Origin of the sequence: Microcystis sp. (assembly GCF_048564745.1) — a bacterium.
Classification (GTDB): Bacteria; Cyanobacteriota; Cyanobacteriia; order Cyanobacteriales; family Microcystaceae; genus Microcystis; species Microcystis ichthyoblabe_A.
Map to the genome: position 1 here is coordinate 57,317 of NZ_JBLZRT010000030.1, position 24,607 is coordinate 81,923.

Consider the following 24,607-nt stretch of genomic DNA (forward strand, 5'->3'; position numbering starts at 1 on the left):
ATTACAGTTTTAAGTGGACAGTGTTAGGTGAAAACTTCGCTACTTTCTTTTCACTGATTACTGCTTACTGTTCACTGTTCACTGAAAAAACCTATCTCCCCATTCTAGTTATCTGTAGCTAACTTTTACAGCAATTAGTTTAAAGATAAACTAAAATAGTAATACAATTAAACTAAAAATAAAATTAGCGTGGCATAATGAGCGAAACTAAAGTAATTAATCGAGAAAGTTTACTGGTCAATCTCCGGCAACAACTGCGAGCCGGACAACAGGAATTAGCCGATTGGCAAGGGGGAAAAATGGCCATTTCTGCGGTGCCGGGGGCGGGAAAATCCCACAGTTTGGCCGTAGCTGCCGCTATGGTTATTGCTCGTGAGCAACTGCACGCTAAAAAACAGTTAATTATTGTCACCTACACGCGTTCGGCTGCCGCTAGTATTAAAGCTAAAATTAAACAACGCTTGCAAGATTTACAACTTTCAGCCCAAGGTTTTAGCGTCCAAACTCTGCACGGACTGGCCCTACAATTGGCCCGTCGTTACCCGGAATTATCGGGATTAGACCTCGAATCTTCTACCTTAGTTATTCCGACTCCTAGCCACAGAATTATTAGAAACTCGGTGGAAAAATGGCTAATTGCCGACCCAATTCGTTATCAAAAGTTATTAGAAGGAGTGGAATTTGATGGGGAAGAAACAGAAAGATTACGCCGTCAATCGGTGCTGAGAACCGAAATTTTACCTAGTCTTGCCTATACGGCCATTCATGAGCTAAAAAGTTCGGGATTATCACCGCAGCAAGTTTGGGAATTAAGCCACTATACCGACGATAATTATCAAATTCTCGCTATTGCTAGTGGTTTGTACCAACAGTATGAAATCCTGATGCGTCAGAAAAACTATATAGATTATGATGACATGATTTTAGGAGCCTTGCGAGTATTAGAGGAAGAAAAAATTCGCCGACAATGGCAAAAATCTGTCTTTGGAGTCTTTGAAGATGAGGCACAGGATTCTAGTCCTCTCCAAGAAAAACTAATTACTATTTTAGCAAAAAATAATGACGGGGAAATACCTAATTTAATTCGCGTCGGCGATCCCAATCAAGCCATTAATTCCACCTTTACCCCCGCCGATCCTGTTTACTTTAATTGGTTTTGTGAAAGTTGTCAAAGCGAAGGCAATTTATCGACTATGAACCAAGCAGGTCGCAGCAATACTAAAATTATTGAAGCTGCTAATTTAGTTTTACAATGGGTCGATCGAGATTGGAAACAGGGAAAAGATAATCATAAAGTTACCGAGGCTCCTTTTCGAGTTCAAGCGATTCTTCCCGTCAGCGCCGAAGATCCCCAACCTAATCCAGTCAAGGAGGGAAAAGGATTAGAAATTTATCAACCCGATGACATTTATCAAACAGTAGAATTAATTGAAAAACGTCTAGTTAAATTACTTCAAGAAAACCCTCAACATAATGCCGCTATCCTCGTTAGAGAAAATCGACAAGGACACTTTTTTGCTCAAAAATTCGCCCATTTTTATAAAAGTTATCAAATCAGAATTTTTGAAGCTAATGAGATCGATCGCTTTTCCCAAATTCCCGCCGAAATGCTGAAACTATTGGCTTTTGTCGAACGTCCCCACTCTCCCGATTATCTCAAAGCGGCTTTAGAAGTGCTACAATTGAGGGGTTTAATTACTGCCCAAGACTTAAATCCTTTAGTTACCTATCCCGAACAGTTTCTCTATCCCACTCCCCTCGATCCCGAACTGAAATCTAACGAAAAAATTGCCCGTCGTTATTGCTGCAGTTTACTAAAAGCTAGATTAGAATTACCCCATTATCAACTCCTGTCTTTTTTTGCTATGACTCTCCAATATTCGGGGTCAGAATTAGCAACTTTGCAAAAATTAACCGCCCGTATTTATCAGGAAACTGCTGGTAATAGTTCTCTGAAAAACACAATTAATACTCTTAATGAAATTATCGCCTCTGAGCGCTTTGAAGGGGTGGAAGAAGATAACGACGATTGTTATACTCGTCCCGGACAACTGACGATTATTACTATGCACAAAGCCAAGGGTTTAGACTGGGATTATGTTTTTATTCCCTTTCTTCACGAAGATATTATTCCTGGCAAACCTTGGGTACCCAATGGGGCGAAATTTTTGGGAGATTTTACCCTCGCAGAAGTGGCACGAGCGCAAATTCGAGCAGCGGTTCATCAACGCTATTTAAACCCCGACAGCATACCAATTATTCCCCCACCTTTAAGCGCTTGGTTAGAAGCTGGACAACTTAAAAAAGCTGAAGAATACCGACTTTTGTATGTAGCGATGACGCGAGCAAAAAGACTTTTATGGATGTCGAGTGAAAAAAAAGCTCCTTTTCGTTGGAACACTTTTCGCGGAGATGAAAGTAGTCAATTACAGGATAAAAATCCCTGTCCTGTCTTTCCTGTTTTAATCAATGCTTTCCCCGATTCTTTCTGTGTTTAACTGTTGCTGCAGCGTCCGCGGATAAAGAATTAGGAAGACAAACCACCAGAGGAGTATAGGAATAGATAGGAGTAGGGTTAACCAGAGACGCTGAGTTAAAAACCAACACCCAGCAATTAGGGTAATTCCTGTCAATAAAATCGACCAAGGTTGACACCAACGGGGTTTGTGGTCCCAAACGCTACTAGATTTCGAGTTAGACATTGGTTAAGGGGCGGTAATTTACTAACTTGATTTTATCGTACCTGACTATTCAGATCACTGCTACAATTTTGGTTAATTCTATCGATAGAGTTTCTTATCTCTAGACAAACTAAGCTAAATTTTCCTATGATTGATGTCTTTTATCCGATTCCCAAGCTGTTAGATACTATTCTGACGGAGATTTATGCCGAAAATCGCCGTAAACATGAAGAAAGAATGACCGAATTGCAAATAATCTCTAATTCTTCCCTTCGCGATGCCTACGCTCAACAGCTATTATTAGATCGATTTCTTGCTCCCGTGGAAAATGCTCAACATAGCATTCAAAATGCCGCTAAACACGCTCAGTACATGGCAGAAGTAGTTAATTATTATCATCATGACCATGGCTGTAGTCAAGAGCAAGCTCAAGAAATATCCCGTCAATTTCGGGCTTTAGCGGTTAAAATTTCTCAAATTGACTCTCTTTACGATTTAAAAATCATTTATCAAGTGGTTACTGTTTTCACCCAGCAATTATCAAGATTTAAACACCGAGAAAGAAATTATTCTTGGGAAAGGGAAATCAGAAAGGGTATTTTAGATCCCTTAAATACCTGCATTGCTGTGGAGAAAAATTTTCAAAGACGGGTAGCTTTGATGACTGGTGAACACCCATCAGCTACGGTAATGGGATTATTAGAGTCAGAATAGACAAACTGACTCTAGGGACATTCTTGGGGGAGTTTTAATACAAACTTCCCCCAATCATAGCCGCTAATAAAATAAAACCGACCCAAACATTTTGACCGAACATTTGACCATAAACTGGTTTAGGTAAATCCGATTGACGTAACAGCCGGTATTGACGCCACCAAGCGATCGCCGCTAGACCCAACCCTAGCCAAAAAAAGGCTGATAACTGCATTTTTTGCCCCTCCCAAGCCAATAAACCCACTGTTAGGGCAAAAAAGACCCCCACGGCTTCCGGAGCGTATTTGCCGAAAAATATGGCACTGGAGTTAATACCAACCTTGAGATCATCCTCTCGATCGGATAGAGCATAAATTGTATCAAATGCCAATGTCCAAAAAATCACCGCTCCCCATAATATAAATGTATTACTATCTAACGACCCGGTGACGGCACTCCAACAGATTAAAACCGCAAAACCCCAAGCGAGAGAAAGAACCAATTGGGGTACAGGAAAAAAACGCTTGGCGAGAGGATAGCAGATAATCAGGGGAACGGCGGCCACACATAGGCAAAAACTCAAGAAATTCAGATATAAAGCTAAAATTGCGGCGCAAAAGAAAGCAATCAGAGCGATAATCAAACCAACCTTGATCGATAAAGCTCTGGCCGCTAAAGGACGGTTACGAGTGCGATCGACCTGTGGATCTATATCCCGATCCCAAAGATCGTTAACCACACAGCCGGCGGCGCTAGTGGCCAAAGTTCCCAAAACGATCACCCCGATCAAGGGTAGCGGTGGCACCCCGTCTGCCGCCAAAAATACCGCCCATAAAGCGGGAATCATCAAAATTAACCTACCGGCGGGTTTATCCCAGCGCAAGAGGCGAATAATCGTCATCCAAGTGGGTTCTAGATCGGGTTGGGATATAGTCATAATTTCTCGTAAAAAGTAGAAACTAGGAGTTAAGGGGATGTGGGGTGTGGGGTGTGGGGTGTGGGGTGTGGGGTTTTGGGGAAGTGGGGAAGTGGGGTGTGGGGTTTTGGGGAAGTGGGGTTTTGGGGAAGTGGGGTGTGGGAAGAATAAATAAAAATAATCTCCTGACGACCGGCTCCTGACTCCACCAATAAACTTTTTCAGCAAACCCTACTTACTTAACGTGATTACCAGCCCCAACTATTGGGAACGCCTTTAAACGGACCAACCACATCGGAGGTTATCCATCCCCCGTAAAAGTTGCCCGGTTGCGGTTGTACTAATTCCCCATCGGCATAACAAGCGGTCATTTTGGCGGGATAAAAAGCCAGATAATTCTTAATTGCCTGAAACTCTGGTGTCGGGTCCGGATAATACCAAGCGGCGTTAATTGCCTGTTGATCCCCAACGGTGATATTGTAATATCCAGCTAGACCTTTCCACTCACAAAAAGACTTTTCTGCTGTGGCTTGCAGGTATTCCATTTTAATATCTTGGGGCGGTAGATAATAAACTGGAGGATGACTGGTTTCTAGAACTCGATAACTGCTTTTAGTATCGGCAATTATCACACCATTAAAGATAATTTTTAGGTGTTTAGGTGATAATTCTAGGCGCGGGGGACGAGGATAATCCCAGACGGATTCCTGTCCTGCTTTTGCTGGTATCGGTTGGGGACGAAACATAATTTTTCTTATATTATTCTCCGAGTCAGTATTCTCTGAGTCATTTCACCGTTTACTGATTACTGATTACTGATTGGGTGCATCTCCTATTGGTGACTTTCTCTGACATATAGGTGAGCAGCAGAAGTCATTTAAAGAGGGCGAATACAATTCGCCCCTACAATAATAATATTATCGCACCAATGGTAGGGGCGCATCGCGTGCGCCCAAATGTAGTATAGATATTTCTACAAAATTGAGATGCACCCGATTACTTTTCACTGTTTACTGTTTACTGATCACTGAAAAGAGTTTTCTCAGGGTTTCCACTCGTTCTCGATTGACATTTAAATCCGATTCTCCTAACCGGGAGGCCGAGCGAACATCGATCGCATTTTTGCTAGGATTAAGAGAAAATTCTAGATCATCGACAAATCCCATCCATTGACTGCTAAATTCGGCGTAGAGATAGTTACTATCTTGGTTAATAATTTTAGTTCTCGGTTGGGAGGCGATAATTTTAGCTAATTGCTCGATCGCTTTTTCACCGCTACCCTGATAACTAAGGAGTTCGATCGCATGAGCCTGATCCTGACTCTGACTACTAACACAATTAGGAGTGACCGGACAAGGGGCCAGTTTACCTTCCCTGACTCCCAAATAATCGGGACGATTACCGGCGAATAAACTGACGCTATCGGGAGCAATTAACCTAATTCCTAGCCAAATGAGCAGTATTCCTAGGAAAATAAACGGGGTTAGCCGGAAAGATTTTTTCACCGTGTCGGAAGTTTCAGTCATGCTAGTCTCACAGAATCACTTCAATTAACTTAACATTGATAGGTGTGACAATATCAGGAGATAGAATAAGATGTTTCTCGATGAATTACAACCCGTTGTTAAAGAACTGATTCAACAACCGATCGCTTTTTTCGGTGGTTTTGCCTCTGGATTACTGCGCTTGAAACTTTCGGACGATCCCCTCAAAAAATGGTTAGAAGAGCAGGGATTAGTCAGTTTTAAGGACAATAATCAGGATAACGGCAACAGTCCCCAGTCGATCTCGATCGATTAGGGATCGGGGGTTAGCTGTTGGGGGTGAGGGTATTCTTCCATACCCAACCCCCCCGCTTACCACCCCATCAGCTTAACTTGTTGCTGAAAGTAGATAAATTTCCTCGGCTACTCTTTTTAAGCGTCTTAATTGCGCTTCCATATCCTTTTTAGTCCATTTGGCGGCGAATTGCTGGAATCCCCACCCCACAACTGGATTAGGAATCGCAAACTCAAAACGATTGATGAGACAAGTGCCGCCATCATTGGGTTGACATTCCCAGCGATCGCATCCGCGAAAAAAGCCTTCAAATTGCCAGACAATTAACCCCGGTTCCCTCTCAATCACCGTACTTTTCAGCGTTGGCTGAATTAGGGGAATTTGAATCAAAAAACGACTTCTCCCACCGATATCGGTCTTCCAATCCCCGATAGGTTCACAAACTAACACCGGATTCAACCAACGACGCATTAACTCTAAATCCGTGATACAACGCTCTACCGTCGTGGCACTAGCTTTAATCTGAATTGATTGTTCAAATACTTGACAAGATGACATTGATCTGCTTATAAATTACTGGCTGAGAATTATCGGTAGTCGGACAAAAATAAAGTTAACTGTGCAGACAAGGCAACAGTAAGGGTTTCGGCCTTGGTTACATTTCTTAACATAGTCTTGTTTATAGCCTTTCTCATCAAGATGAAGTGTAACCTAATTTGCTATGGACGACCGGCGATCGACTCCCCAAAACGAAAACTTCCTACCTCACCATTAAGATAACTGCTCTCAAGCTCACTTTTTCACTAGCTTGACAAATTCTCGAAAACGTTGGCGTAATCTCTCGATATTAACTGATAATAACATTGGTATCGAGAACAAAGCGTCTAGTCATCGCGTCTTCATCGGCCCGCGTCCTGTAGGGGCGAAGCATTCGGGCAGTAACCTATCGGTGAAACCGGAGATTTTCTATCCGAATGCTTCGCCCGTACTTTTTCAGCAAGCCTTAAACACCTCCTGAGCGTTAGTAGCAATCTCGGCCCGTCGAGCTTCAATCCGGCGCTTGCGGATTAACTCGCAAGTATGGAAGCCGTGATAAATTCTATGGAACACAAACAACACGAAAACCTATAGTATGATCGACGCAGTTAATGTGATTGCGTCTTGAACTACGAGAAAAAGAGCAACAGTCATTCTGTGAACTAGAAAAACACCCTCCTCTGACAACTTTTACATTACTTTCGGTATTCACTGCTGAACCATCAGAAGGATGCCCATAATAACCATCTATCCAGTCATCTTGACACCATTCCCATACATTTCCTAGTAAATCATATAAACCCCAAGGATTCGGTTTCTTCTGTCCTACTATGTCTGTATCTCTAATATCCCGTAGTTTTTCGTAGCCTCTTTTACTATTATATTGACAAACGCTGATCAAACCATATTTTGCAATATACTCACACATATCTCCAAAAAAATGTTTGGTGGTAGTACCTGCTCGACAAGCATATTCCCATTGAGACTCTGTGGGTAATTGATATTTTTTGCCTGTTAATTCTGATAGTTTTTGACAAAATTCCTGTGCCATACTCCAAGAGACAAAATTTACAGGACGATAAGGAAATGATTTAATTACGTTATCCGCTCCATTTCTGGGGTATCCGCAATGTTCGATATTGTCTGGTCTACTGTAATCTGGTACGTATTTTGAAGGGTTGTCACCCATAACTGCCTCATACTGAGCTTGAGTAATAGGATATTTACCCATGTGAAAAGCTGGTACTTTAACTTTATGAATAGGACTAGCTGCATCATGATCGGGAAAAGATTGTAGATAATACTTATGCTTGAAATCATTATAACCATCCGAACCCATCATAAACTCACCCGCAGGAATGGAAATCATTTCTAATGCCAAATCACCGGGCAACATTTCCGTAAAATTATCCGCAGGATTCTGCTTACTGGTCTTTAACTTTTCCTCCACAACCATCGGCTCCCCCAGCGCCGGTAAGTGGGGAATATTACCAAAACGATTTAATAATTGCCAACCTGCCAAAAGACTATTAATCCCCGCGCTTTGACTTCCATCAATCCCGTCCGCATCTTTAACCTTCTCTAGTAGCAACTTCAAAGACTCTAAAAACGGCTTATCTTCTTGATAAATGATCCGTTTCAAAAGCTGACAATCAGCGTCATTGTCGAGATCAAAAACCTTGTCCGAAGGCGCATTATTAGCTCGTAACCAATCCGAAAAAGCCTTATTACCTTGCTCTAAAGCCAAATACTGATACTCGCTCGGTAAATTAGCCAAAGATAACGCCAACTTCATGCGGATTTCAGGCAAACAAGAGGGAGCATCCGATTTTAAAGTATCGTAAAACTGCCCGTAAGCTTTGACAACGGTTGAAATTCCCATCTGCCAAAACTCCGACGTTAAAAAAGAATGATTCTTGTACTTTTCCAACAAATAGGGAATCAAGCTCGGTAACAAAGGCGTATTTTCCCAAGAATTTCCTAAAAAGAGAATATCCGCATAAAGTCCAATGACTAAACAGTGCCATACTGCCAAATACTCATAAAAACTCTTGTAATCTTGGTCGGTGATTTTATACTCTTTGCCGATTGGCAGATTAGAAGTATCAATGCCATGCTTTTCTAACTCTTCTTTTTCAGCTAACTCCTTGTAGAAAATTTGTAAATTCTCCTCGTTCACTCCGCCCATATTTTTAATATAAGCTTCATCCTTACCCAGAGCTTGTAACTTCTGGCGAGTCACTTCCCACTCCAAAGCCCTTTTTTTCGCTGAATTATTCAGTAAATCAGCAACAGATTGACCAGATAAAATCGTCGCTTGTGTGTAAGAAACATCGCCCCCCGACCAATAACCCGCACGAAAATTGAGTTCCCCCAAGGGAATTTCAGACTCTAAAACTAAAATAGGAATACTTTTTAATTGTGCATGAAGCGCTTGCAAAGCCGACCCACCGCCCCGCTTATTGGATTCCCAAGCTTTATCTAATAACTGGACAGGATATTGCTTACTATTCAAATAACCCTGATGAAGAAATTGCTCAATTTCCTTAGACAAAAACCCTTCATAACTAGCTTGATAGGGTTTGCCTGAACTGGGATCGTAATCTAAGCTAGGGGGTGCAAGTAGCACTTTTAAAGGCATTATGCCATGAGCGAAAGAATTTTCCAGTAAATCAGATGCTAAATTGGCGATAGGCGATTTATCTTCCCTAAGCCTTTCCCGCATTTGTATTAAAGCATTTTGATGCTGAATTTGGGTCAAATCACGCTGAAAATCTTGCTGTAACTGCAAAATATCATACTGAATCTTCTTTTCCTGCTCAAAACGCCATTTTTGAAAATCCAGATTTTTTTGATTAATCGCAAAGTTAACCTGCGCCCGAAAAGCCTCAATTTCCTTCGCTCTTTCGTGGTTAAGTTCAGCTAATTCTCTTTGAAATTCTTGATTTTCTCTTTGTTGCAATACGGAAAATTTTAATTGATTATATTGCAATTCTGCGGAATGCTTTCTACTTAATCGAGCAATTTCTTCGGAAGAATCCCGATTTAGCCGACTGATACTTTCAGAAGATTTACGATTTTCTGATGCTGACCAAGCATTATTTCCACTCGATACCAGCGCACTAAAAGCTGCACCACCGGCATAAATTAAGGCATCAGCAGCTATCTTATCTAAGGGCATATTTTAAAATTCTCCACAATAAGTTAATGATAATTACTTTTGAGCAAATACGAGATTTTTCAAGGCTGAAACTTAAACTTTTTTCGCCTGTTCCCTTAACTTTTGAGCTTCCGCCTGATATTTCTCAGATTCAGCCATCGCATTTTGGGCTTCTTTCCCATGACTAGAGGCATCTGACTGGTTTTTATGCTCACGATGCCAATCGGCTTCTTTACTGTGACTCTGAGAACTACTTAAACTATCGTTAGCTTTTTTCTCTAGTTCATTGGCTTTACTTAATAACTCAGAAGCCGTCTCAGAACCAGATCGCTGTGAAAGATGATCCCAATGGGAAGTATGATCTGCGTGGGAATATTGATGGTCTGGGAAACTGTTAGCATGATGAAGGTGATAATCTGCTAAGTGCTGGTTCTCAAAACCTTGATCAAAATGAGAAGGATGATCAACTTGAGAATATTGATGGTCTAATAAACCATTAGCGTGATGGGGTTGATAATCTGCTAAACCCTGATGCTCAAAAGCATTATGGATATGATGAGGCTCATAAATGCTGATATTAGATGGGACAAAGGGATCGTGGTGAACTCCCAAATTAGGGTCGTTTAACAAATCTTGGTGGTCGTGCAAATCCAGCGACGAATCCGCATGAGTATGTAAAGTGTGGGTAGTATCGGACTGATGAAGGTTATGATCAAAGGCTGGTAGATCCATGATGATATCTTGTCAGTGGAGGAATGAGTATTTGTTTAGGCTAGGGAATAACTTGATCCAGATAAATTACCCCAATCCTAGCATATTTATTTTAGTCGAAGCCATCGGATTAGTGCAATGTGATCGCCATTTATCAAAGGATCGCCAAGTAATACTAAATCCAGTTATTAAAGACTAATTATTTAGGATTTGCTGAAAAACTTTTTGCCGCAAACCCTAACTATAGGCTCAAGCTCACTTTTTCACCAACTTGACAAATTCTCGAAAACGTTGGCGTAAACTCTCAATATTAGCCGATTTACCGCCATAACGCCAATCAACGTAGGCGCGAGCAATCTCCTCGATAATATTCGCCACTGGCGGCGGTTGGACGCGGCGGGCGGCGGTGGCGTATTCTAAAGGGGTTTGAGCGGGATGTTTACCATAACCGGCTTCTGTTAAGATTCCTAACATTTGCTGGTATAAACGCTCGATTGGTGGTAGTTTTGCTAACTTGCGACTCCTACGCCAACGATGGAACTGTCGCCATCCTAACCAACTAGCGTAGGCGAAGACGACCCCCACTAAACCGCCGAGAATTCCCCCGAAAAGACTGCCGGAAATAAAGCGCCATAACCAGGCCAATAACTGACCGATAGTAACGATAACATTTTCCCAAATCAGACCGAGAAAACCCGTGACTGGAGAGGGCAACCATCCGGCCACCCATTGCCAAAATTGCTTGAGGACGCTAAAAGGTTCCACTTCCTCAAAGGATGGGGGAATTAATTCGTGGCCTGGGATAGGATCGAAAGTGTACCAACCGTAACCGGGGAAAAACACCTCTGTGATAGCGTAAGCGTCCGTATTTTGGACAACATAAAAGCCAGTGAAAGGATTAAACTGGCCAGGGGCAAAACCGGTGGCTAATCGGGCAGGAATACCGATCGAGCGTAACATAATCGTTAACACGGTGGAAAAATGATCGGCGTAACCCCCCTGAAAACGAAACAAAAAGGCCGAGACTAAATCCTCATTTTCGGCTAAAAAGGGCAAATCGGCTTTTAATTCGTAGTTTTGCTTTAATGCTTGGGCCAAATATAGGGCCTTCTCGTAGGGAGAGGTTAAGGGTTTGGGAGATTTGGCCAGCAATTCCTCGGTTTTTCGGCGGACTTTCGGGGCAATTTCGGCAGGAATTTGTAAATAATACTTGAGAATAGACTTAGGGTAGGTTTCTGGGGCCGATCGCAGTTGGCTGCGATTGCGTTCCGGCACTTGTGAGATTACAGTATAAGTTAGCCCTTCTGCTAACCCTCCCGGCGACCTTAAGCTATTTTCTCGGTCCAAAGATACCTGTCGAGTGGGAAAAAAGAGAAACTGGGGCGAAGTAAGGGCAGGGATAATATTCGGTAAACTGGAGACAATGCTGTAGGTTTGGACTACCTGATGGGTTTTGGCTTGGGTTGCGGGTAGTGGCACAAAAAAGCGATAGGACCAACTACTGCGATTTAAATCCTCTAATTCTTGATCTCGCGAGATTTGCCACCCTTGACCAGTATAGCGATCAAAGGCCATCGCCCGCCAGAATCCGGGGGCTTGGGAACGTACCCGCATGACTGTCTGGGGAGTCATACTTCCCCGCAAATTTTGGTTGATTTGGGTGTTAAAGCCGTAATAAAAGGTAGAATCTAGCTGTCCTGACCCTGTAGTGGGACTATTACCGCCATTTACGCCACCCTTCCCCGTTTCACCCTCGCGCACATAGCCGGGGTTAACGATTTGTCTGTCTCCCTGTTCAAAATCCTGATTTTCCATACCTCCTGGACTATTGACGGGAAAAGATTGAATTTGATAACCCGGAAAACGCGGCATCAGAGCAAAAATTGTCAATCCCAAGAGGAGAATTGTCAGAAAGAAAATCCCGAAACGTTTGGGAGAAAGGGGGGAATTTTGCGGGGAAACTAATTTTTTTGTGGCTAGACGCGGGGGTTTCTTTGAGAAGAAAGGGAGACTCTGATTGAGATTATCTAAACCTAAACGAGAACGGTAGTCTAAAACTAGGGTAGGTAGGGATAAAAGCAGAAAGAGGATTAACCAAGGCGCAAAAGCGAGGGTTTGAGAGATTGTCCCAGCGACTCCCAAGAGAATTAAACCGATTACCATAGAATAACCTAAATCTTTGCGTCGGGGCAGGTCAAAACTATGGAGAATTTGTAATTGAATTAATAATTGTGTTAGGGCAATGCGACTATCCTGCATCGCAACGATATCACCCAAGAATAGCGCCAACACTACCAACATTCCGATCGCTATACAAAATTTTGCCCCGATATTGCGCTTTTTCCTGCGTCGCCAACTCCAGATTCCGCCGATAATACTGATAGGAACAGCCCAAATACTGGTATAACTATCAGTAGCCACATCGGTGGCGATAATACCGACGATTACTAACGCTTGCACCAGAATTCTTAAAATAATCGATTCCTCGGTTTCTGGCAAGGGAGAAGATTCTATCTTTTGCCAGAGGGTTTTTAAGGAAGGTTTTGGACGAGCGGCACTGCTAACCATAGGCTAAATTGGGAGAAGGACAAAGAAGTTAATTTTATATTTCCCAGTTCTAATCTCGATCGCTCCATGGGGTAAAGTGGATTTTAGATGTCAGGAGATAGGAAAATAGGGAGATAGGGAGACGATAACTGATTACTGATTACTGATTACTGATAACTGACCTATGATAGCCGTTACCAACCCTGAAATTTTACCGTTGCTTCATCCCCTGATTGGACAATTAGCCACAGCAATTCTCTCCCACTGGGAAAATTATCTTGATTTGTCGCCCTTTGAGTTGCCGGAAGGTTTAGGCTATGTGGAGGGACGTTTAGAAGGGGAAAAATTAATTATCGAGAATCGCTGCTATCAAACCCCCCAGTTCCGCAAAATGCACCTAGAACTGGCTAAACTGGGCAATGGTTTGGATATTCTCCACTGTGTCATGTTCCCCCGTCCAGAATATCCGCTGCCGATGTTTGGATGTGATATAGTCTCCGGCAAAGCGGGAATCAGTGCCGCTATTGTGGATCTTTCTCCCACCAGTGGCGATAAAACTCTCTCTAGTGCCTATAATGAGGCTTTAGCGGCTTTACCTGCGGCCGATTTCGCCCAAGCTCGTGATTTGCCTCCTTGGGGTCATATTTTCTCCCAATATTGTCTGTTTATTCGTCCCGAAACCGCCGCCGAGGAACGACAATTTTTACAAAGAGTTACAGATTTCTTGACAATTCACTGCAAATGTGCTAAGGAAAGTCAGCCTCTTTCCGGGGAAGAAGCTGGCATTTATTTACAGGGACAACGGGATTATTGTAGTCAACAGCAAAAAAACGATAAAACTCGGCGTGTACTAGAAAAAGCCTTCGGTTGGGAATGGGCAGAGCGTTATATGACGGGTGTTCTCTTTGATTTGCCCGATTAAGTAGGGAGGCACAATTATAGCGTTTTTCAGTCTGCTGAGGTACAAAAGTTATGGGTTTTAGGCAAAAGGCAAGAGGCAAAAGTCAAAAGGGAAGAAAAATATGTGTACCTCACTAGCTTAGGAAACGCTATATTTGTCGGATGGGTTAATGGTATAAAACCCTACACCCCACACCCCACACCCTGCCCCCACCGAAAAACTTTTTTAGCAAACCCTAATTAGGCCAGCAGTCTCTTGAAACTTAACAATATTAACAGACAAGGACGGGAAAATAATTGCTAGATTGATTTAGGTACAGTCAAATGTAACCGCGAGAACAAGAGAAAAAAGGTGGTTTTGCTAGGTAAAACCGTCAAAAAGCCTTAGCTTAATTTCTCGATTCTGACGATTAAATAAATATTAAAACAGCCGATGAATCTAACGAACTTTCCTTGGTTAACTGCCATCATCCTTTTTCCCATCGTCGCCGCTTTATTGGTTCCCATAATTCCCGATAAAGACGGTAAAACCGTGAGATGGTTTGCTCTGACGGTGGGATTAATCGACTTTGCCCTAATTATCTACGCTTTCTATAGCAGTTACGATTTCGCTAATCCCAATCTGCAATTAGTGGAAAGTTACCAATGGTTGCCAGAAATTGACCTAAGATGGTCTTTAGGAGCCGATGGCCTCTCCATGCCTCTGATTATCTTAACGGGATTTATCACCACTCTGGCTATCTTAGCGGCTTGGCCGGTCACTTTTAAACCGAAACTATTCTACTTCCTGATGCTGTTGATGTACGGGGGACAGATTGCGGTGTTTGCCGTGCAGGATCTGTTACTATTCTTCCTCGTCTGGGAATTAGAATTAGTCCCCGTCTATCTCATCCTCTCCATTTGGGGCGGTAAACGCCGTCTCTACGCAGCCACCAAATTTATCCTTTACACCGCCGGAGGCTCTCTCTTCATCCTTGTAGCGGCGCTGACGATGGCTTTTTATGGCGATACCGTCTCCTTTGACATGGTGACTATTGCTGGTAAAGACTTCCCCCTGAAACTGCAATTATTCCTCTACGCCGGTTTCCTGATTGCCTACGGGGTAAAACTGCCGATTTTCCCCCTCCATACTTGGCTGCCGGATGCCCACGGCGAAGCCACTGCCCCTGCCCATATGTTACTAGCGGGAATTTTGCTTAAAATGGGTGGTTATGCGCTCTTACGGATGAATATGGGGATGTTACCCGATGCTCACGCCGTTTTCGCCCCCGTTTTAGTGATTTTAGGGGTAGTTAATATTATCTACGCCGCCTTAACCTCCTTTGCCCAACGCAATCTTAAGCGCAAAATTGCCTATTCTTCCATCTCTCACATGGGATTTGTCCTGATTGGTATGGCTTCCTTTACCGATATTGGTACAAGCGGGGCGATGTTACAGATGATTTCCCACGGACTGATTGGGGCGAGTTTATTCTTTATGGTCGGTTGTACCTATGATCGCACCCATACCCTGATGTTAGACGAGATGGGCGGTGTCGGCAAGAAAATGAAGAAAGTTTTTGCCATGTGGACCACCTGTTCCCTCGCTTCCCTCGCTTTGCCCGGGATGAGCGGTTTTGTGGCGGAATTAATGGTATTTATCGGTTTTGCCACCAGTGATGCCTATAGTCCCACTTTCCGCGTTATTATCGTCTTTTTAGCAGCTATCGGTGTCATTCTCACCCCGATTTATCTCTTGTCCATGTTGCGAGAAATTCTCTACGGGCCGGAAAATAAGGAATTAGAAGAACACCATGCCCTAGTGGATGCGGAACCCCGGGAAGTCTTTATCATCGCTTCTCTATTAGTGCCAATTATCGGCATTGGACTCTATCCCAAAGTAGCCACGACAATTTACGATGCTACTACCAATAAATTAACCGCCCTAGCGCGTAATTCTGTCCCCAGTTTAGTGCAACAGGCAAAGGCAAAAACCGCTAGTTTCTCCCTTTATTCCCTAAAAGCCCCCGAAATCTAAAAAGTTATCAGTTATCAGTTACCAGTTACCAGTTATCAGATTTGAGTTTTAAGTGAGCAGTATGTATTAAGTGAGCAGTATTAAATAGTAGTTTCCCACTGTCTTTTCACTGTTCACTGATTACCGAAAAATTCCCACCCTACCCAATCACCTCATGTAAATCCGTCGGTGCGAGATTAGGATAAACCACTTCACCATCCTTAAACCAGATAATGCGCTGAGAGTGACGCGCCACATCAGCCTCGTGAGTTACCATGACGATAGTAATGCCACTGTTATTCAATTCCGAGAAAATAGCCATCACCTCTTGGGTAGTTTTCGAGTCCAGCGCCCCCGTCGGTTCATCAGCAAGTAATAATATGGGTTGATTGACAATTGCCCTAGCAATAGCGACGCGCTGCTGTTGTCCCCCCGATAATTGATTGGGTTTATTGTGCAGTCGATTATCTAATTTTACCCTCGTTAAAGCAGCGATCGCTCTTTCCTTTCTTTCTTGGGGAGGAACCCCACCATAAATCATCGGTAACATGACATTTTCTAGCGCACTCATCTGGGGTAAAAGATGGAATTGCTGGAAAACAAAGCCGATTTTACGATTGCGAATCTGAGCTAAATCCCCATCCGGCAGCGTGGAAACGTCGAGATTTTCTAGATAATAGGACCCCGAGGTGGGACGATCAAGACAGCCGATAATATTCATGACCGTGGATTTTCCCGAACCCGATGCCCCCATAATAGCGCAATATTCCCCTTTTTTTAGGCTTAAATTGATGTTATTAAGGGCTTTAACCATGGTTTCGCCACTGCCGTAGATTTTAGATACATTTTCGAGGCGAATAATTACTGGCTGATAGACTTCGGCTTTATCGTTGCGTTGGCTGAGAGAGGAAGTATCAAAACTCATGAAATAAATTCGTGGGGGCAGGGTGTGGGGTGTAGGGTGTGGGGTGTAGGGTTTTAGCGATTTTTAGGGGGTCAATTACCTAATTTTCAGGCAAAAAGTGCCTAAATTTCCCCCCTGATCACTCCAAGGGCTGGCAGTTTTTGATTTCAAACAAGCTTAAAGATATTATCCAACAAGGTTTTTAGATTTATTCAGCCAGCCCTAAATAAAGATAAAACCAATAAATGCAGCTATTCTAACCTGAGCAATTCTCCATTCAAGCAACATCCTTGAGAAAACCGACTAAAGGCAAGAAAACCGGCGCTAAATTCGATCGAGCCACGGCTAAACAGGGATAGGATCGATCGCTATAATTTTCCCCCACCTGCAAGGGAAAAATCTTTTCTCCTAAAGAGATAAATACCCCGCCGGCGGCCTGTAGAATTGCCCAGACCGCAGCAATATCCCAGACTTTTGGGGTTGCTTCCACTCCTCCCAAGACAGTGCCATCGGCAACCAAAAGCAGATTATAACTAGCCACTCCTATCATCCGCACTTTGCAGGGAAAGGGACTTTTTAATATATCTGTACTACGAGCGCAGAGATTGAAAAGATGATTTTTGCTGGGAAAATCTTCGCTGGTGTGAATCGGTTGACCATCCCGGTAGGCCCCCTCTGGACCAGTTAAACCCGTCTCACCGTACCAATAACCATAATAGGACTGTTTCAGGCAGGGCAGATAAACAAATCCGAACACGGGAGTCCCCCGGTAGAGAAGTCCCAGGGAAATGCCCCAGATGGGAATACCGCGAGTAAAATTAGTTGTACCGTCGATCGGATCCACGACCCAACACCATTCTTGATCCGGGAAAATATGGGTAGTTTCCTCGGTTAGGACTCCATGATCCGGGAAAGTGCTGGCAATTAGCGATCGCAATTCCCGATCAGACCAACGGTCGGCAGCCGTCACTAAAGTCCCATCTGCTTTATTGGTGGCCTGTAATTTGCCAAAATCAGCCAGTAAGCGATCGCCAACCTGGCCGGTAGCCTGATAACAAAAGTCTAAAACCTGACTCCAAAAAGTTTCCATAATTTTCTAGTTCGTCTTCTAGTAGAATATCAAATCATTGTCTAAACTTAGGTAGTCGAGATTGAGCGCGGAACCCCACCAGGAGATCAGACTAGCTACCCGTCTAGAAGCGATACTTTACCTAAAAGGGCAGCCTGTCCCCTTAACCGAGATGGTGACATTAACCAACAGCGATCGCTTGACGGTGGAAGATGCCATGATCGAGTTAATGTCCGATTATGCTCACCGGGATAGTGCCTTGGAAGTGGTGGAAACCCCCCTCGGTTATAGTTTACAATTGCGGTCAGCTTATCAGAATTTGATCGAAGACCTGATCCCGGCCGAATTAGGCACGGGAACTCTCCGCACTTTAGCAGCGATCGCACTAAAAGAACCAATTTTACAAGCGGATTTAATTAATTTACGCGGCAGTACGGCCTATCAACAGGTTCAGGACTTGGTAGAACGAGGATTTGTGAGAAAACGCAAGCAAAATGAAGGTAGATCCTACTGGTTAGAAGTAACCGATAAATTTCATCAATATTTCGAGGTTGACAATCTTAGGGAACAGGGTATTCTGGAAGCTACCGATCAGGAATAAGGAGAGAGGGTATATTATGGGTAAATATTTCTGATCACTGAGCTAAACTTGAGGAAGATGGGGGGGGACTTCGGGCAATCAAGAAGAGCGATTTGTTAACCTAAATCTAATAACCACTACAGTGTGGGAGTTCTGATGACTTTTAATCCTGATTTTTTTCCCTGGGAAACCGAAGAACAAAATGATAACGGTCTGATGCAGTATCTACAGCAGCAGCATCCTGAAACCCTTGAGAGAATAGCCCAATCCGTCAGTAGCGAAATTAAAGATATTATCTCGCAAAACGTCAGGGGATTGGTGGGAATGTTGCCCTCAGAGGATTTTGCGGTACAAATTACCACCGACCGCGAGAATTTGGCGAATCTTCTCGCTTCAGCTATGATGACAGGTTATTTCCTCGGTCAAGTGGAGAAGCGCCATCATTTAGAATCAATTTTGTTAGCTACAGAATCAATTAAATTGGGCAAAAAACCAAAAATAGATTAATCTCGATAGAGACACTTTCACCGGTGTCTCTATCACTTTATTAACCCCCTTTGGCAAAACTCACCATCACCAAAATCGAGAGCAGGATACCGGGGACAAGTAAACCCGCTAATAATCCAAATTCAGTCAACGTCATAGGAGAATATGCCCAAAATTCCATCACTTCCCACTCTAACCCCCTCTTCTGGCTACCTCAACAAAGCTTAAGGAAAATTTAAAGCCTTTTATCGGTTTTTCTCCTATCAGTTGTCCGACTAGACAAACCAAAGAGATTCTTTTTGATGTTGCCAAGTGGTCTATAATTCTTTTTTCAGCGCCTCATATAAAGCTGAATAATCTTGCTCTGCTAATCCCATTGCTAAAGCTTTTTCCAGAAGACGCTCTACTCCTGTTAGGGGAAAAGTGGTTAAATCTAACTTCTCCGATTCCTCTAAAAAGAGATTAACATCTTTGAGTAAATGTTTAGTGGGAAAATTAGGGTTAGCATAATTTTTCTCTAACATTCTCGTTAATTTTTTGTCAAAAGTAGGCGCATATAAGGCACTTTGACGCAGGATAGTCATGAACTTTTCTAAATCTACTCCTTGGCGGGATAAAAAAGCTAAACTTAAACCAAAAGCGCTGGTTAGAGAGGCAATTAATTGATTTAAAGCTAATTTTAACGCCGCAGCGGTTCCCACTTCCCCGATTAACATCGGTTCTTGACCAAAATGTGCTAATAAATTTGACCATTGATGGAACTGTTTCTCCGTTGCTCCCACCATAACTAAGAGAGTCCCCTTTTTAGCTTCGGGAATACTTCCTAACACGGGTGCTTCTAGATATTCTCCCCCTTTAGCCACAATTTGATCTCGCAGTTGTTTACTTTCAGAAGGGGCAATGGTTCCCATCTGGATAATAGTCCGATTATTGAAGTTAGATTGCTCAGAATTTAATCCTAAAACCTCTCGGATAGCGGCGGCATTAGTTAACATTAAAATCAGACAATCTGCCTCTTGAATGACTTGTTCAGGAGAGTTAACTGTTTTGGCTCCCAACTGCTGTAAAGCTGTCAATTTTTCTAAGGTGCGATTATAGGCAATAACAGAAATTCTCTGATTTAATAATCTTTCTACCATTGGCGTTCCCATTAATCCTGTTCCCAAAATTCCAACTTTCATAACTCAATTTTTCCTGATTTAGTGATTAATTTTTACTTGTTTTTATGGCTGTCCAATGACGTTCGGAAGACTGATAAATTTTAACATTTTCTAAGCCCGACTGCTGGATTAAATCGGCGATTTCTGCTAGGGTAAAAGCCGCTCGCAGCGAGTCTTGAAATAGTTGCGCTTGTCGGGGAGAAAAATTAGGATCGATTTCCCTCACCATCCCCTGGATTATTTCCTCGGAATCAGGACGGAATAAATCTCTTAAAAAAATGCCGCCATTCGGTTTTAAAACTCGCTTAATTTCGCGTAAAAAAGGCAGAGGATTTTCGAGATGGTGGATTAAACTATTAGAAATAACTAAATCAAATTGCTCGGATTGGTAGGGAAGATTTTTTCCATCAACTTTCTCCAATTTGATCTGTTCTTGACAGTTAGCATTAAGGATATTTTTTTGACCAATTTCTAACATAGAATCGGCAAGATCAATAGCGATAATTTGCCATTGGGGACGTAGTTGACTGATCATAATCGGAATGCGCGCAGTACCGGTTCCCACATCTAACACCCTAGCATTAATACCGGCTAATTGTACGGCTTCTTTAGCAAAATTAGTATTAACTTCCGTGAAGTCCATGGCATCATATTCGATCGCTTCTTCCCGATCATCCATTACTTCCGGTTCTAAAATTCTTTCCATAGAAAAGCTATCTTTAAGGATTACAATATTCACAATACATCGGATCGGCGTTTTTTTGACCGTTGGGAAAGAGTTTTTCCTCTCGATAATCACACCTTTGACAACCGTATAGTTCCAGTTTAATTAAAGAGGTGGGAAAGTGACATAAACCACAGGGTAAACCCGCTTTTCTTTCGATAATATCAAACCCCGGACAACCACAATTAGGACATAATTGATTAAGTTTTTGAACCAGATTTGCTGTCGCAGCTGCAATCGCTTTCATCCGCGTGGGATTGTGCATAGCGCGCATATCGGTTTCTAGGTGTACTTTGCCGTTTTTGTCAAGAATATCTTCAACAATTTTAACTAAATTTTTCTGGTCAGTAATTCCCTTAAAAATCTGCTCAGAGTCGAGAGAATTTTTATCAAACATCACCACTAAACCATGACTAGGAAACCCTATTTTTTCGGCAAATTCTAAAGCATCTGCTAGATTAGTGACAGTTTGGTGAGCGTGATTAGTTTCCGTGACTATTGCTTGACCAATTATTTCTAGATTATGGACTCGATCGAGCAATAAAATCAATTCACGATTACAGGAAACTAACGGCAAGTTGGGATAGGGATAAAAACTACCCTCACTGGCAATTCCGATATCGTATCCCGAAAGCTCGATCGCTTCTTGTGCTTTCCTGCGAGCGGTTTCAATTTGTGTTCCGATGCGCTTAATATTTCGGGTAAAAGTGCCAAAGCGATCGGTATTAAAATTATCGGATACAATCACCTTAAGACCTATTTTTTCCTCTAAAATCGGTGCAATTACCCGCTCTTTTCCGTGCATAGTCCCTAAAATTGCTATCCGATCTTGAAACATCTTTGTCAAGTAAAAAGGAGACAGGAGACAAATTCACCTGATGACTGATGGTGGGTTACGGCGAATACTAAATAGGTGGTAAAATATCTAAATTATTGCCGCCTAACCCACCCTACGCTAACTTTCTGGGTTTTTTCCCTGAGCTTGTTTTAATCTTTCTGCTGCTGTTTCCATGACTTCTGCAAAGTTTTCGAGAATTTCGCCGGGGTGCGCTTCCAGGATTTTTGTAGATAGGGAAATGCGGTTTTTATATTCGTCAATTTCCGCGACTACCACTTGAATTGCTTGACCAACTTTAAAGAAAGTCATGGGAGAATTAAAAGAGGCTCCCGTCACCTGTTTAGCATGGAGCAATCCCGTCACTCCACCGCAATCGACAAAGACACCGTAGGGTTGTAATTTAACCACAGTGCCACTTAATAATTTACCCACAGCTAATTGACTGATAGCGTTAGCGCGAGCAATTTCTCGCTGAGATAAAACTAATTTATTATTTTCTTCATCGATTTGAATAAAAGTTGCGGTTAAAAGTTGTCCGATCAGGGAATCTAAATCATTTTTTTCGATTAAATGGGAGCGAGGGATAAATCCTTTTAATCCTTCCACCTCCCCCGTCACTCCCCCCTTATTCACCCCCGTGACGCGCAGCTGCACCGACTTGCCACTTTCAGAGATTTCCCTGACATTTTCCCAAGCTTTTTGCAGTAATAATTGCCGCAAAGACAGGGTTACTTGTCCTTCCGCATCCTGTCCACGGGTAATCAGAAAATCGAATTCTGCACCTATGGGTAAAGCTTCAGCAATAGAAATAACATTTTCCAGGGAAATTTCCCTTAAAGGAATAAAAGCGGAGGATTTGCCGCCAATATCGATGTATGCTCCATCGGAGGTGTGTTGATCGACTCTCCCGCGCACGATCTGCCCTTTTTCAAATTGATAATCGTATTGATCAAGAGCTTTGGCAAAATCGTCCATGGAAAAGGCTGGGTTCGGTGTCATGATAAATAGAATGGTTACAAATGTGATTTCGAACTGCTTCCAGTGTAAGCTGAAGCTTAAGGAGTCAGACCATTAAGATTTAAGAAGGCTAAATAACTCTAGCACATGACCCCAGGCAGATTTAGCCGCCTTAGCATTATAACTAGCCCTTTGGTCGCAGAAAAAGCCATGGTCGGCGTTTTCATAGCGGAAAACTCGATGGGGGATTTGATAACGGGTTAATGCGTTTTCTATCTCATCCACTTGCTTTTGAGGAATACTGGTATCCAACACCCCGAAAAATGCGTAGATTGTCCCTTTGATTTGGGGAGTCACCTTCACTGTCCCTTGACCACCCCCAGGGGTTCCCGTGGTGATTCCTGCACCGTAAAAAGAGGCAGTAACTTTGATATCCTCTAGAGTGGAGACAAGATAAACCACATGACCACCAAAACAAAAACCGATCGTGCCGACACCGGTTTTTTGCACCTGTGGCAAAGTATAAAGATAATCGATGGTAGCCTGGATATCGCTGAGTAATTCGGCTGCTTTGGTTTGTTCTTTGTACTGACGACCGATTTCGATATCTGCCATACTGTACCCCGTTTCAAAACCGGGAGCAAATCGCTGATAAATGGCAGGAGCGATCGCTATATAGCCTTCTTGGGCAATTCTGCGGGTGATATCGCGAATATGGTCGTTTACGCCGAATATTTCCTGAATTACGATAATTGCTGGATAAATTCCCACTCGATCGGGAATGGCTAAATAGGCATCTATGTCAATATCTTTGTTAGAAATCGTAACAGTTTGCGTATTAATAGTCATAATTTTCTCGATGAAAAGGGTGTTGGGGTTTTAGGGTGTTAGGGTTTTAGTTGAATTTCCCCATTTCCCCATTCCTCAAATTAAAACAAACTTTGCCAAGGCTGCGGCCACCCCATTTAAGTCTACACTGGGGGCAACCCAATCAGCTTGATCCTTAACAGCTTGGGGAGCATTACCCATGGCAACACCGACACCCGCATAGGTGAGCATAGAAACATCATTAAAATTATCACCGATCGCCATGACGTTTTGCGGTTGTAATCCTAGGATATCTTCGGCCAAAAATTGGGTGGCGCTTCCCTTGGTAGCCTCAACGTGGGTAACTTCAAAAAAAGTCGGACTCGATTGGGTAAAGTATAAATCTTGATTTTGATAGCGTTGCTGTAAATGCTGCCAAATCTCGGCGATAAATTGCTTATCTTCCCCCATGGCCAGGATTTTAGTAGTTTTGTGGGCAACTTTGCGTAAATCTCCCACTGCTTCGGCAATAATACCCGATCGCTGGCGATAGAATTCCGTTTCCGCGTTTAATTGCCGCACATAAAGCACATCGTCCATATAAAAATTAAGGGAGATTTTCTCCTTCCATTGGGGTTGTTCGAGATAATCTAAAAGATCGATCGCCAAGTCAGGGGAAATGGGAGTATGTCGATGGTGAACTTGGGAAATAGGATCTTGAATCCAAGCGCCATTGTAAGCAATTAAAGGTAAAGTCGATTTAAGGCGTTGATGAAAGCGTAAAGCCGAGCGGTACATCCTACCAGTGCCAATAGCGACGCGAATTCCCTTTTTTTGGACGGCCGAGACAGCTTGCACCACAGCCGGATTAACCTGATTGTTATCACCGGCGATCGTTCCATCCACATCGACAACGATTAAGCGAATATCCACAGTCTTTTCCCATTCAACGGTAACAGTTAACAGTTTGCCACTTCCCCCATCAAAAAGGGTAAATCTTGGTATTCAGCCAAAGCATAGTTAGGGTCTGCTGAAAAAGTTTGTTGGTGGGGGCAGGGTGTGGGCTTCGGCCGTGAGCTCAGCGTTCGACCGAGCTCACGCCGAGGTCCGAACGGGTGTGGGGTGTGGGCTTCGGCCGTGAGCTCAGCCGAACGGGTGTAGG

General features: G+C 43.0%; 24 protein-coding genes. 8 read left to right on the top strand and 16 right to left on the bottom strand.

What is annotated here, in order from left to right; all coding sequences use genetic code 11:
* Positions 1 to 197 precede the first annotated feature (197 nt).
* On the top strand, positions 198 to 2,498 hold the full coding sequence (locus tag ACOCD9_RS05010) for an ATP-dependent helicase (protein WP_419546604.1): 2,301 nt from the start codon (positions 198 to 200) through the stop codon (positions 2,496 to 2,498).
* Here ACOCD9_RS05010 and ACOCD9_RS05015 read toward each other — a convergent pair.
* A complete protein-coding gene (locus ACOCD9_RS05015; protein WP_016514583.1) occupies positions 2,463 to 2,702 on the bottom strand; it encodes a DUF6737 family protein in 240 nt (79 codons plus the stop codon). The genes ACOCD9_RS05010 and ACOCD9_RS05015 overlap by 36 nt on opposite strands.
* A 126-nt stretch (positions 2,703 to 2,828) precedes the next feature.
* On the opposite strand from ACOCD9_RS05015, the gene ACOCD9_RS05020 reads away from it, so the two are divergent.
* Positions 2,829 to 3,395, top strand: a complete 567-nt coding sequence (locus tag ACOCD9_RS05020; protein WP_287699830.1) for a hypothetical protein — start codon at positions 2,829 to 2,831, stop codon at positions 3,393 to 3,395.
* A gap of 34 nt (positions 3,396 to 3,429) precedes the next feature.
* Here the strand turns inward: ACOCD9_RS05020 and ACOCD9_RS05025 are convergent, their stop codons facing one another.
* From ACOCD9_RS05025 to ACOCD9_RS05035, 3 genes are all read right to left on the bottom strand, one after another.
* A complete protein-coding gene (locus ACOCD9_RS05025; RefSeq protein ID WP_287699829.1) occupies positions 3,430 to 4,311 on the bottom strand; it encodes a 4-hydroxybenzoate solanesyltransferase in 882 nt (293 codons plus the stop codon).
* A 227-nt stretch (positions 4,312 to 4,538) separates the two neighbouring features.
* On the bottom strand, positions 4,539 to 5,036 hold the full coding sequence (locus ACOCD9_RS05030) for a DUF427 domain-containing protein (RefSeq protein ID WP_004163102.1): 498 nt from the start codon (positions 5,034 to 5,036) through the stop codon (positions 4,539 to 4,541).
* 264 nt (positions 5,037 to 5,300) lie between these two features.
* Positions 5,301 to 5,816, bottom strand: a complete 516-nt coding sequence (locus tag ACOCD9_RS05035) for a DUF1499 domain-containing protein (protein ID WP_419546607.1) — start codon at positions 5,814 to 5,816, stop codon at positions 5,301 to 5,303.
* A gap of 70 nt (positions 5,817 to 5,886) precedes the next feature.
* Between ACOCD9_RS05035 and ACOCD9_RS05040 the strand changes: the two genes are divergently transcribed.
* Complete coding sequence (locus ACOCD9_RS05040; RefSeq protein ID WP_002791803.1) at positions 5,887 to 6,090, top strand: hypothetical protein; 204 nt, start codon at positions 5,887 to 5,889, stop codon at positions 6,088 to 6,090.
* Between the two features lie 72 nt (positions 6,091 to 6,162).
* Here the strand turns inward: ACOCD9_RS05040 and ACOCD9_RS05045 are convergent, their stop codons facing one another.
* On the bottom strand, positions 6,163 to 6,627 hold the full coding sequence (locus tag ACOCD9_RS05045; protein WP_002778570.1) for an SRPBCC family protein: 465 nt from the start codon (positions 6,625 to 6,627) through the stop codon (positions 6,163 to 6,165).
* 250 nt (positions 6,628 to 6,877) lie between these two features.
* Here ACOCD9_RS05045 and ACOCD9_RS05050 point away from each other — a divergent pair, with 250 nt between their 5' ends.
* A complete protein-coding gene (locus ACOCD9_RS05050) occupies positions 6,878 to 7,087 on the top strand; it encodes a hypothetical protein (RefSeq protein ID WP_419546609.1) in 210 nt (69 codons plus the stop codon).
* 81 nt (positions 7,088 to 7,168) lie between these two features.
* Here ACOCD9_RS05050 and ACOCD9_RS05055 read toward each other — a convergent pair whose 3' ends face one another.
* From ACOCD9_RS05055 to ACOCD9_RS05065, 3 genes are all read right to left on the bottom strand, one after another.
* Entirely contained in the window at positions 7,169 to 9,787 is a 2,619-nt protein-coding gene (locus ACOCD9_RS05055) for a formylglycine-generating enzyme family protein (protein WP_419546611.1), read from the bottom strand.
* A 72-nt stretch (positions 9,788 to 9,859) separates the two neighbouring features.
* Positions 9,860 to 10,498, bottom strand: coding sequence for a hypothetical protein (locus tag ACOCD9_RS05060; protein ID WP_123230537.1), 639 nt, complete (start codon positions 10,496 to 10,498; stop codon positions 9,860 to 9,862).
* A 234-nt stretch (positions 10,499 to 10,732) separates the two neighbouring features.
* Positions 10,733 to 13,045 carry a transglutaminase TgpA family protein gene (locus ACOCD9_RS05065; RefSeq protein ID WP_419546613.1) on the bottom strand — a complete coding sequence of 771 codons (2,313 nt, stop codon included), beginning with the start codon at positions 13,043 to 13,045 and terminating at the stop codon, positions 10,733 to 10,735.
* A 163-nt stretch (positions 13,046 to 13,208) separates the two neighbouring features.
* Between ACOCD9_RS05065 and ACOCD9_RS05070 the strand changes: the two genes are divergently transcribed.
* Entirely contained in the window at positions 13,209 to 13,946 is a 738-nt protein-coding gene (locus ACOCD9_RS05070; RefSeq protein ID WP_287699825.1) for a phycocyanobilin:ferredoxin oxidoreductase, read from the top strand.
* A gap of 411 nt (positions 13,947 to 14,357) precedes the next feature.
* Positions 14,358 to 15,941 (top strand): photosynthetic/respiratory NAD(P)H-quinone oxidoreductase subunit D1, encoded by a 1,584-nt coding sequence (gene ndhD1, locus ACOCD9_RS05075; RefSeq protein ID WP_016516375.1) that lies wholly within the window; start codon positions 14,358 to 14,360, stop codon positions 15,939 to 15,941.
* A 139-nt stretch (positions 15,942 to 16,080) separates the two neighbouring features.
* On the opposite strand, the gene ACOCD9_RS05080 is transcribed toward ndhD1, so the two are convergent.
* Together ACOCD9_RS05080 and ACOCD9_RS05085 are read right to left on the bottom strand one after the other, a co-directional pair.
* On the bottom strand, positions 16,081 to 16,845 hold the full coding sequence (locus ACOCD9_RS05080) for an ABC transporter ATP-binding protein (protein ID WP_287699824.1): 765 nt from the start codon (positions 16,843 to 16,845) through the stop codon (positions 16,081 to 16,083).
* A gap of 256 nt (positions 16,846 to 17,101) precedes the next feature.
* Complete coding sequence (locus ACOCD9_RS05085; protein WP_287699823.1) at positions 17,102 to 17,914, bottom strand: inositol monophosphatase family protein; 813 nt, start codon at positions 17,912 to 17,914, stop codon at positions 17,102 to 17,104.
* 61 nt (positions 17,915 to 17,975) lie between these two features.
* On the opposite strand from ACOCD9_RS05085, the gene scpB reads away from it, so the two are divergent.
* The gene (gene scpB / locus ACOCD9_RS05090; RefSeq protein ID WP_287658883.1) at positions 17,976 to 18,494 is read left to right on the top strand and encodes an SMC-Scp complex subunit ScpB; all 519 of its coding nucleotides are present in this window, start codon (positions 17,976 to 17,978) and stop codon (positions 18,492 to 18,494) included.
* A gap of 135 nt (positions 18,495 to 18,629) precedes the next feature.
* The gene (locus tag ACOCD9_RS05095) at positions 18,630 to 18,980 is read left to right on the top strand and encodes a DUF760 domain-containing protein (protein WP_287699822.1); all 351 of its coding nucleotides are present in this window, start codon (positions 18,630 to 18,632) and stop codon (positions 18,978 to 18,980) included.
* A gap of 296 nt (positions 18,981 to 19,276) precedes the next feature.
* Here the strand turns inward: ACOCD9_RS05095 and ACOCD9_RS05100 are convergent, their stop codons facing one another.
* The 6 genes from ACOCD9_RS05100 to ACOCD9_RS05125 form a co-directional block, all read right to left on the bottom strand.
* Positions 19,277 to 20,140, bottom strand: a complete 864-nt coding sequence (locus ACOCD9_RS05100; protein ID WP_419546617.1) for an NAD(P)-dependent oxidoreductase — start codon at positions 20,138 to 20,140, stop codon at positions 19,277 to 19,279.
* A gap of 25 nt (positions 20,141 to 20,165) precedes the next feature.
* Entirely contained in the window at positions 20,166 to 20,825 is a 660-nt protein-coding gene (locus tag ACOCD9_RS05105) for a class I SAM-dependent methyltransferase (RefSeq protein WP_419546622.1), read from the bottom strand.
* A 13-nt stretch (positions 20,826 to 20,838) separates the two neighbouring features.
* Positions 20,839 to 21,681 carry a DUF6671 family protein gene (locus ACOCD9_RS05110; protein ID WP_419546619.1) on the bottom strand — a complete coding sequence of 281 codons (843 nt, stop codon included), beginning with the start codon at positions 21,679 to 21,681 and terminating at the stop codon, positions 20,839 to 20,841.
* A 117-nt stretch (positions 21,682 to 21,798) separates the two neighbouring features.
* Positions 21,799 to 22,656 (bottom strand): S1 RNA-binding domain-containing protein, encoded by an 858-nt coding sequence (locus ACOCD9_RS05115; RefSeq protein WP_287699867.1) that lies wholly within the window; start codon positions 22,654 to 22,656, stop codon positions 21,799 to 21,801.
* Between the two features lie 96 nt (positions 22,657 to 22,752).
* Entirely contained in the window at positions 22,753 to 23,487 is a 735-nt protein-coding gene (locus ACOCD9_RS05120) for a dienelactone hydrolase family protein (protein WP_287699818.1), read from the bottom strand.
* A gap of 75 nt (positions 23,488 to 23,562) precedes the next feature.
* Complete coding sequence (locus ACOCD9_RS05125) at positions 23,563 to 24,378, bottom strand: Cof-type HAD-IIB family hydrolase (protein WP_287699817.1); 816 nt, start codon at positions 24,376 to 24,378, stop codon at positions 23,563 to 23,565.
* Positions 24,379 to 24,607 lie beyond the last annotated feature (229 nt).

What these genes read in the sequence shown, in the direction of transcription:
- ACOCD9_RS05100 (WP_419546617.1), bottom strand. Translation starts at nt 20,140, where the DNA reads ATGAAAGTTGGAATTTTGGGAACAGGATTAATGGGAACGCCAATGGTA.
- ACOCD9_RS05040 (WP_002791803.1), top strand. Translation starts at nt 5,887, where the DNA reads ATGTTTCTCGATGAATTACAACCCGTTGTTAAAGAACTGATTCAACAA.
- ACOCD9_RS05045 (WP_002778570.1), bottom strand. Translation starts at nt 6,627, where the DNA reads ATGTCATCTTGTCAAGTATTTGAACAATCAATTCAGATTAAAGCTAGT.
- ACOCD9_RS05015 (WP_016514583.1), bottom strand. Translation starts at nt 2,702, where the DNA reads ATGTCTAACTCGAAATCTAGTAGCGTTTGGGACCACAAACCCCGTTGG.
- ACOCD9_RS05105 (WP_419546622.1), bottom strand. Translation starts at nt 20,825, where the DNA reads ATGGAAAGAATTTTAGAACCGGAAGTAATGGATGATCGGGAAGAAGCG.
- ACOCD9_RS05010 (WP_419546604.1), top strand. Translation starts at nt 198, where the DNA reads ATGAGCGAAACTAAAGTAATTAATCGAGAAAGTTTACTGGTCAATCTC.
- ACOCD9_RS05095 (WP_287699822.1), top strand. Translation starts at nt 18,630, where the DNA reads ATGACTTTTAATCCTGATTTTTTTCCCTGGGAAACCGAAGAACAAAAT.
- ACOCD9_RS05025 (WP_287699829.1), bottom strand. Translation starts at nt 4,311, where the DNA reads ATGACTATATCCCAACCCGATCTAGAACCCACTTGGATGACGATTATT.
- ACOCD9_RS05060 (WP_123230537.1), bottom strand. Translation starts at nt 10,498, where the DNA reads ATGGATCTACCAGCCTTTGATCATAACCTTCATCAGTCCGATACTACC.
- ACOCD9_RS05115 (WP_287699867.1), bottom strand. Translation starts at nt 22,656, where the DNA reads ATGGACGATTTTGCCAAAGCTCTTGATCAATACGATTATCAATTTGAA.
- ACOCD9_RS05030 (WP_004163102.1), bottom strand. Translation starts at nt 5,036, where the DNA reads ATGTTTCGTCCCCAACCGATACCAGCAAAAGCAGGACAGGAATCCGTC.
- ACOCD9_RS05085 (WP_287699823.1), bottom strand. Translation starts at nt 17,914, where the DNA reads ATGGAAACTTTTTGGAGTCAGGTTTTAGACTTTTGTTATCAGGCTACC.
- ACOCD9_RS05080 (WP_287699824.1), bottom strand. Translation starts at nt 16,845, where the DNA reads ATGAGTTTTGATACTTCCTCTCTCAGCCAACGCAACGATAAAGCCGAA.
- ACOCD9_RS05070 (WP_287699825.1), top strand. Translation starts at nt 13,209, where the DNA reads ATGATAGCCGTTACCAACCCTGAAATTTTACCGTTGCTTCATCCCCTG.
- ACOCD9_RS05035 (WP_419546607.1), bottom strand. Translation starts at nt 5,816, where the DNA reads ATGACTGAAACTTCCGACACGGTGAAAAAATCTTTCCGGCTAACCCCG.
- ACOCD9_RS05110 (WP_419546619.1), bottom strand. Translation starts at nt 21,681, where the DNA reads ATGTTTCAAGATCGGATAGCAATTTTAGGGACTATGCACGGAAAAGAG.
- ACOCD9_RS05065 (WP_419546613.1), bottom strand. Translation starts at nt 13,045, where the DNA reads ATGGTTAGCAGTGCCGCTCGTCCAAAACCTTCCTTAAAAACCCTCTGG.
- ACOCD9_RS05020 (WP_287699830.1), top strand. Translation starts at nt 2,829, where the DNA reads ATGATTGATGTCTTTTATCCGATTCCCAAGCTGTTAGATACTATTCTG.
- ACOCD9_RS05055 (WP_419546611.1), bottom strand. Translation starts at nt 9,787, where the DNA reads ATGCCCTTAGATAAGATAGCTGCTGATGCCTTAATTTATGCCGGTGGT.
- ndhD1 (WP_016516375.1), top strand. Translation starts at nt 14,358, where the DNA reads ATGAATCTAACGAACTTTCCTTGGTTAACTGCCATCATCCTTTTTCCC.
- ACOCD9_RS05120 (WP_287699818.1), bottom strand. Translation starts at nt 23,487, where the DNA reads ATGACTATTAATACGCAAACTGTTACGATTTCTAACAAAGATATTGAC.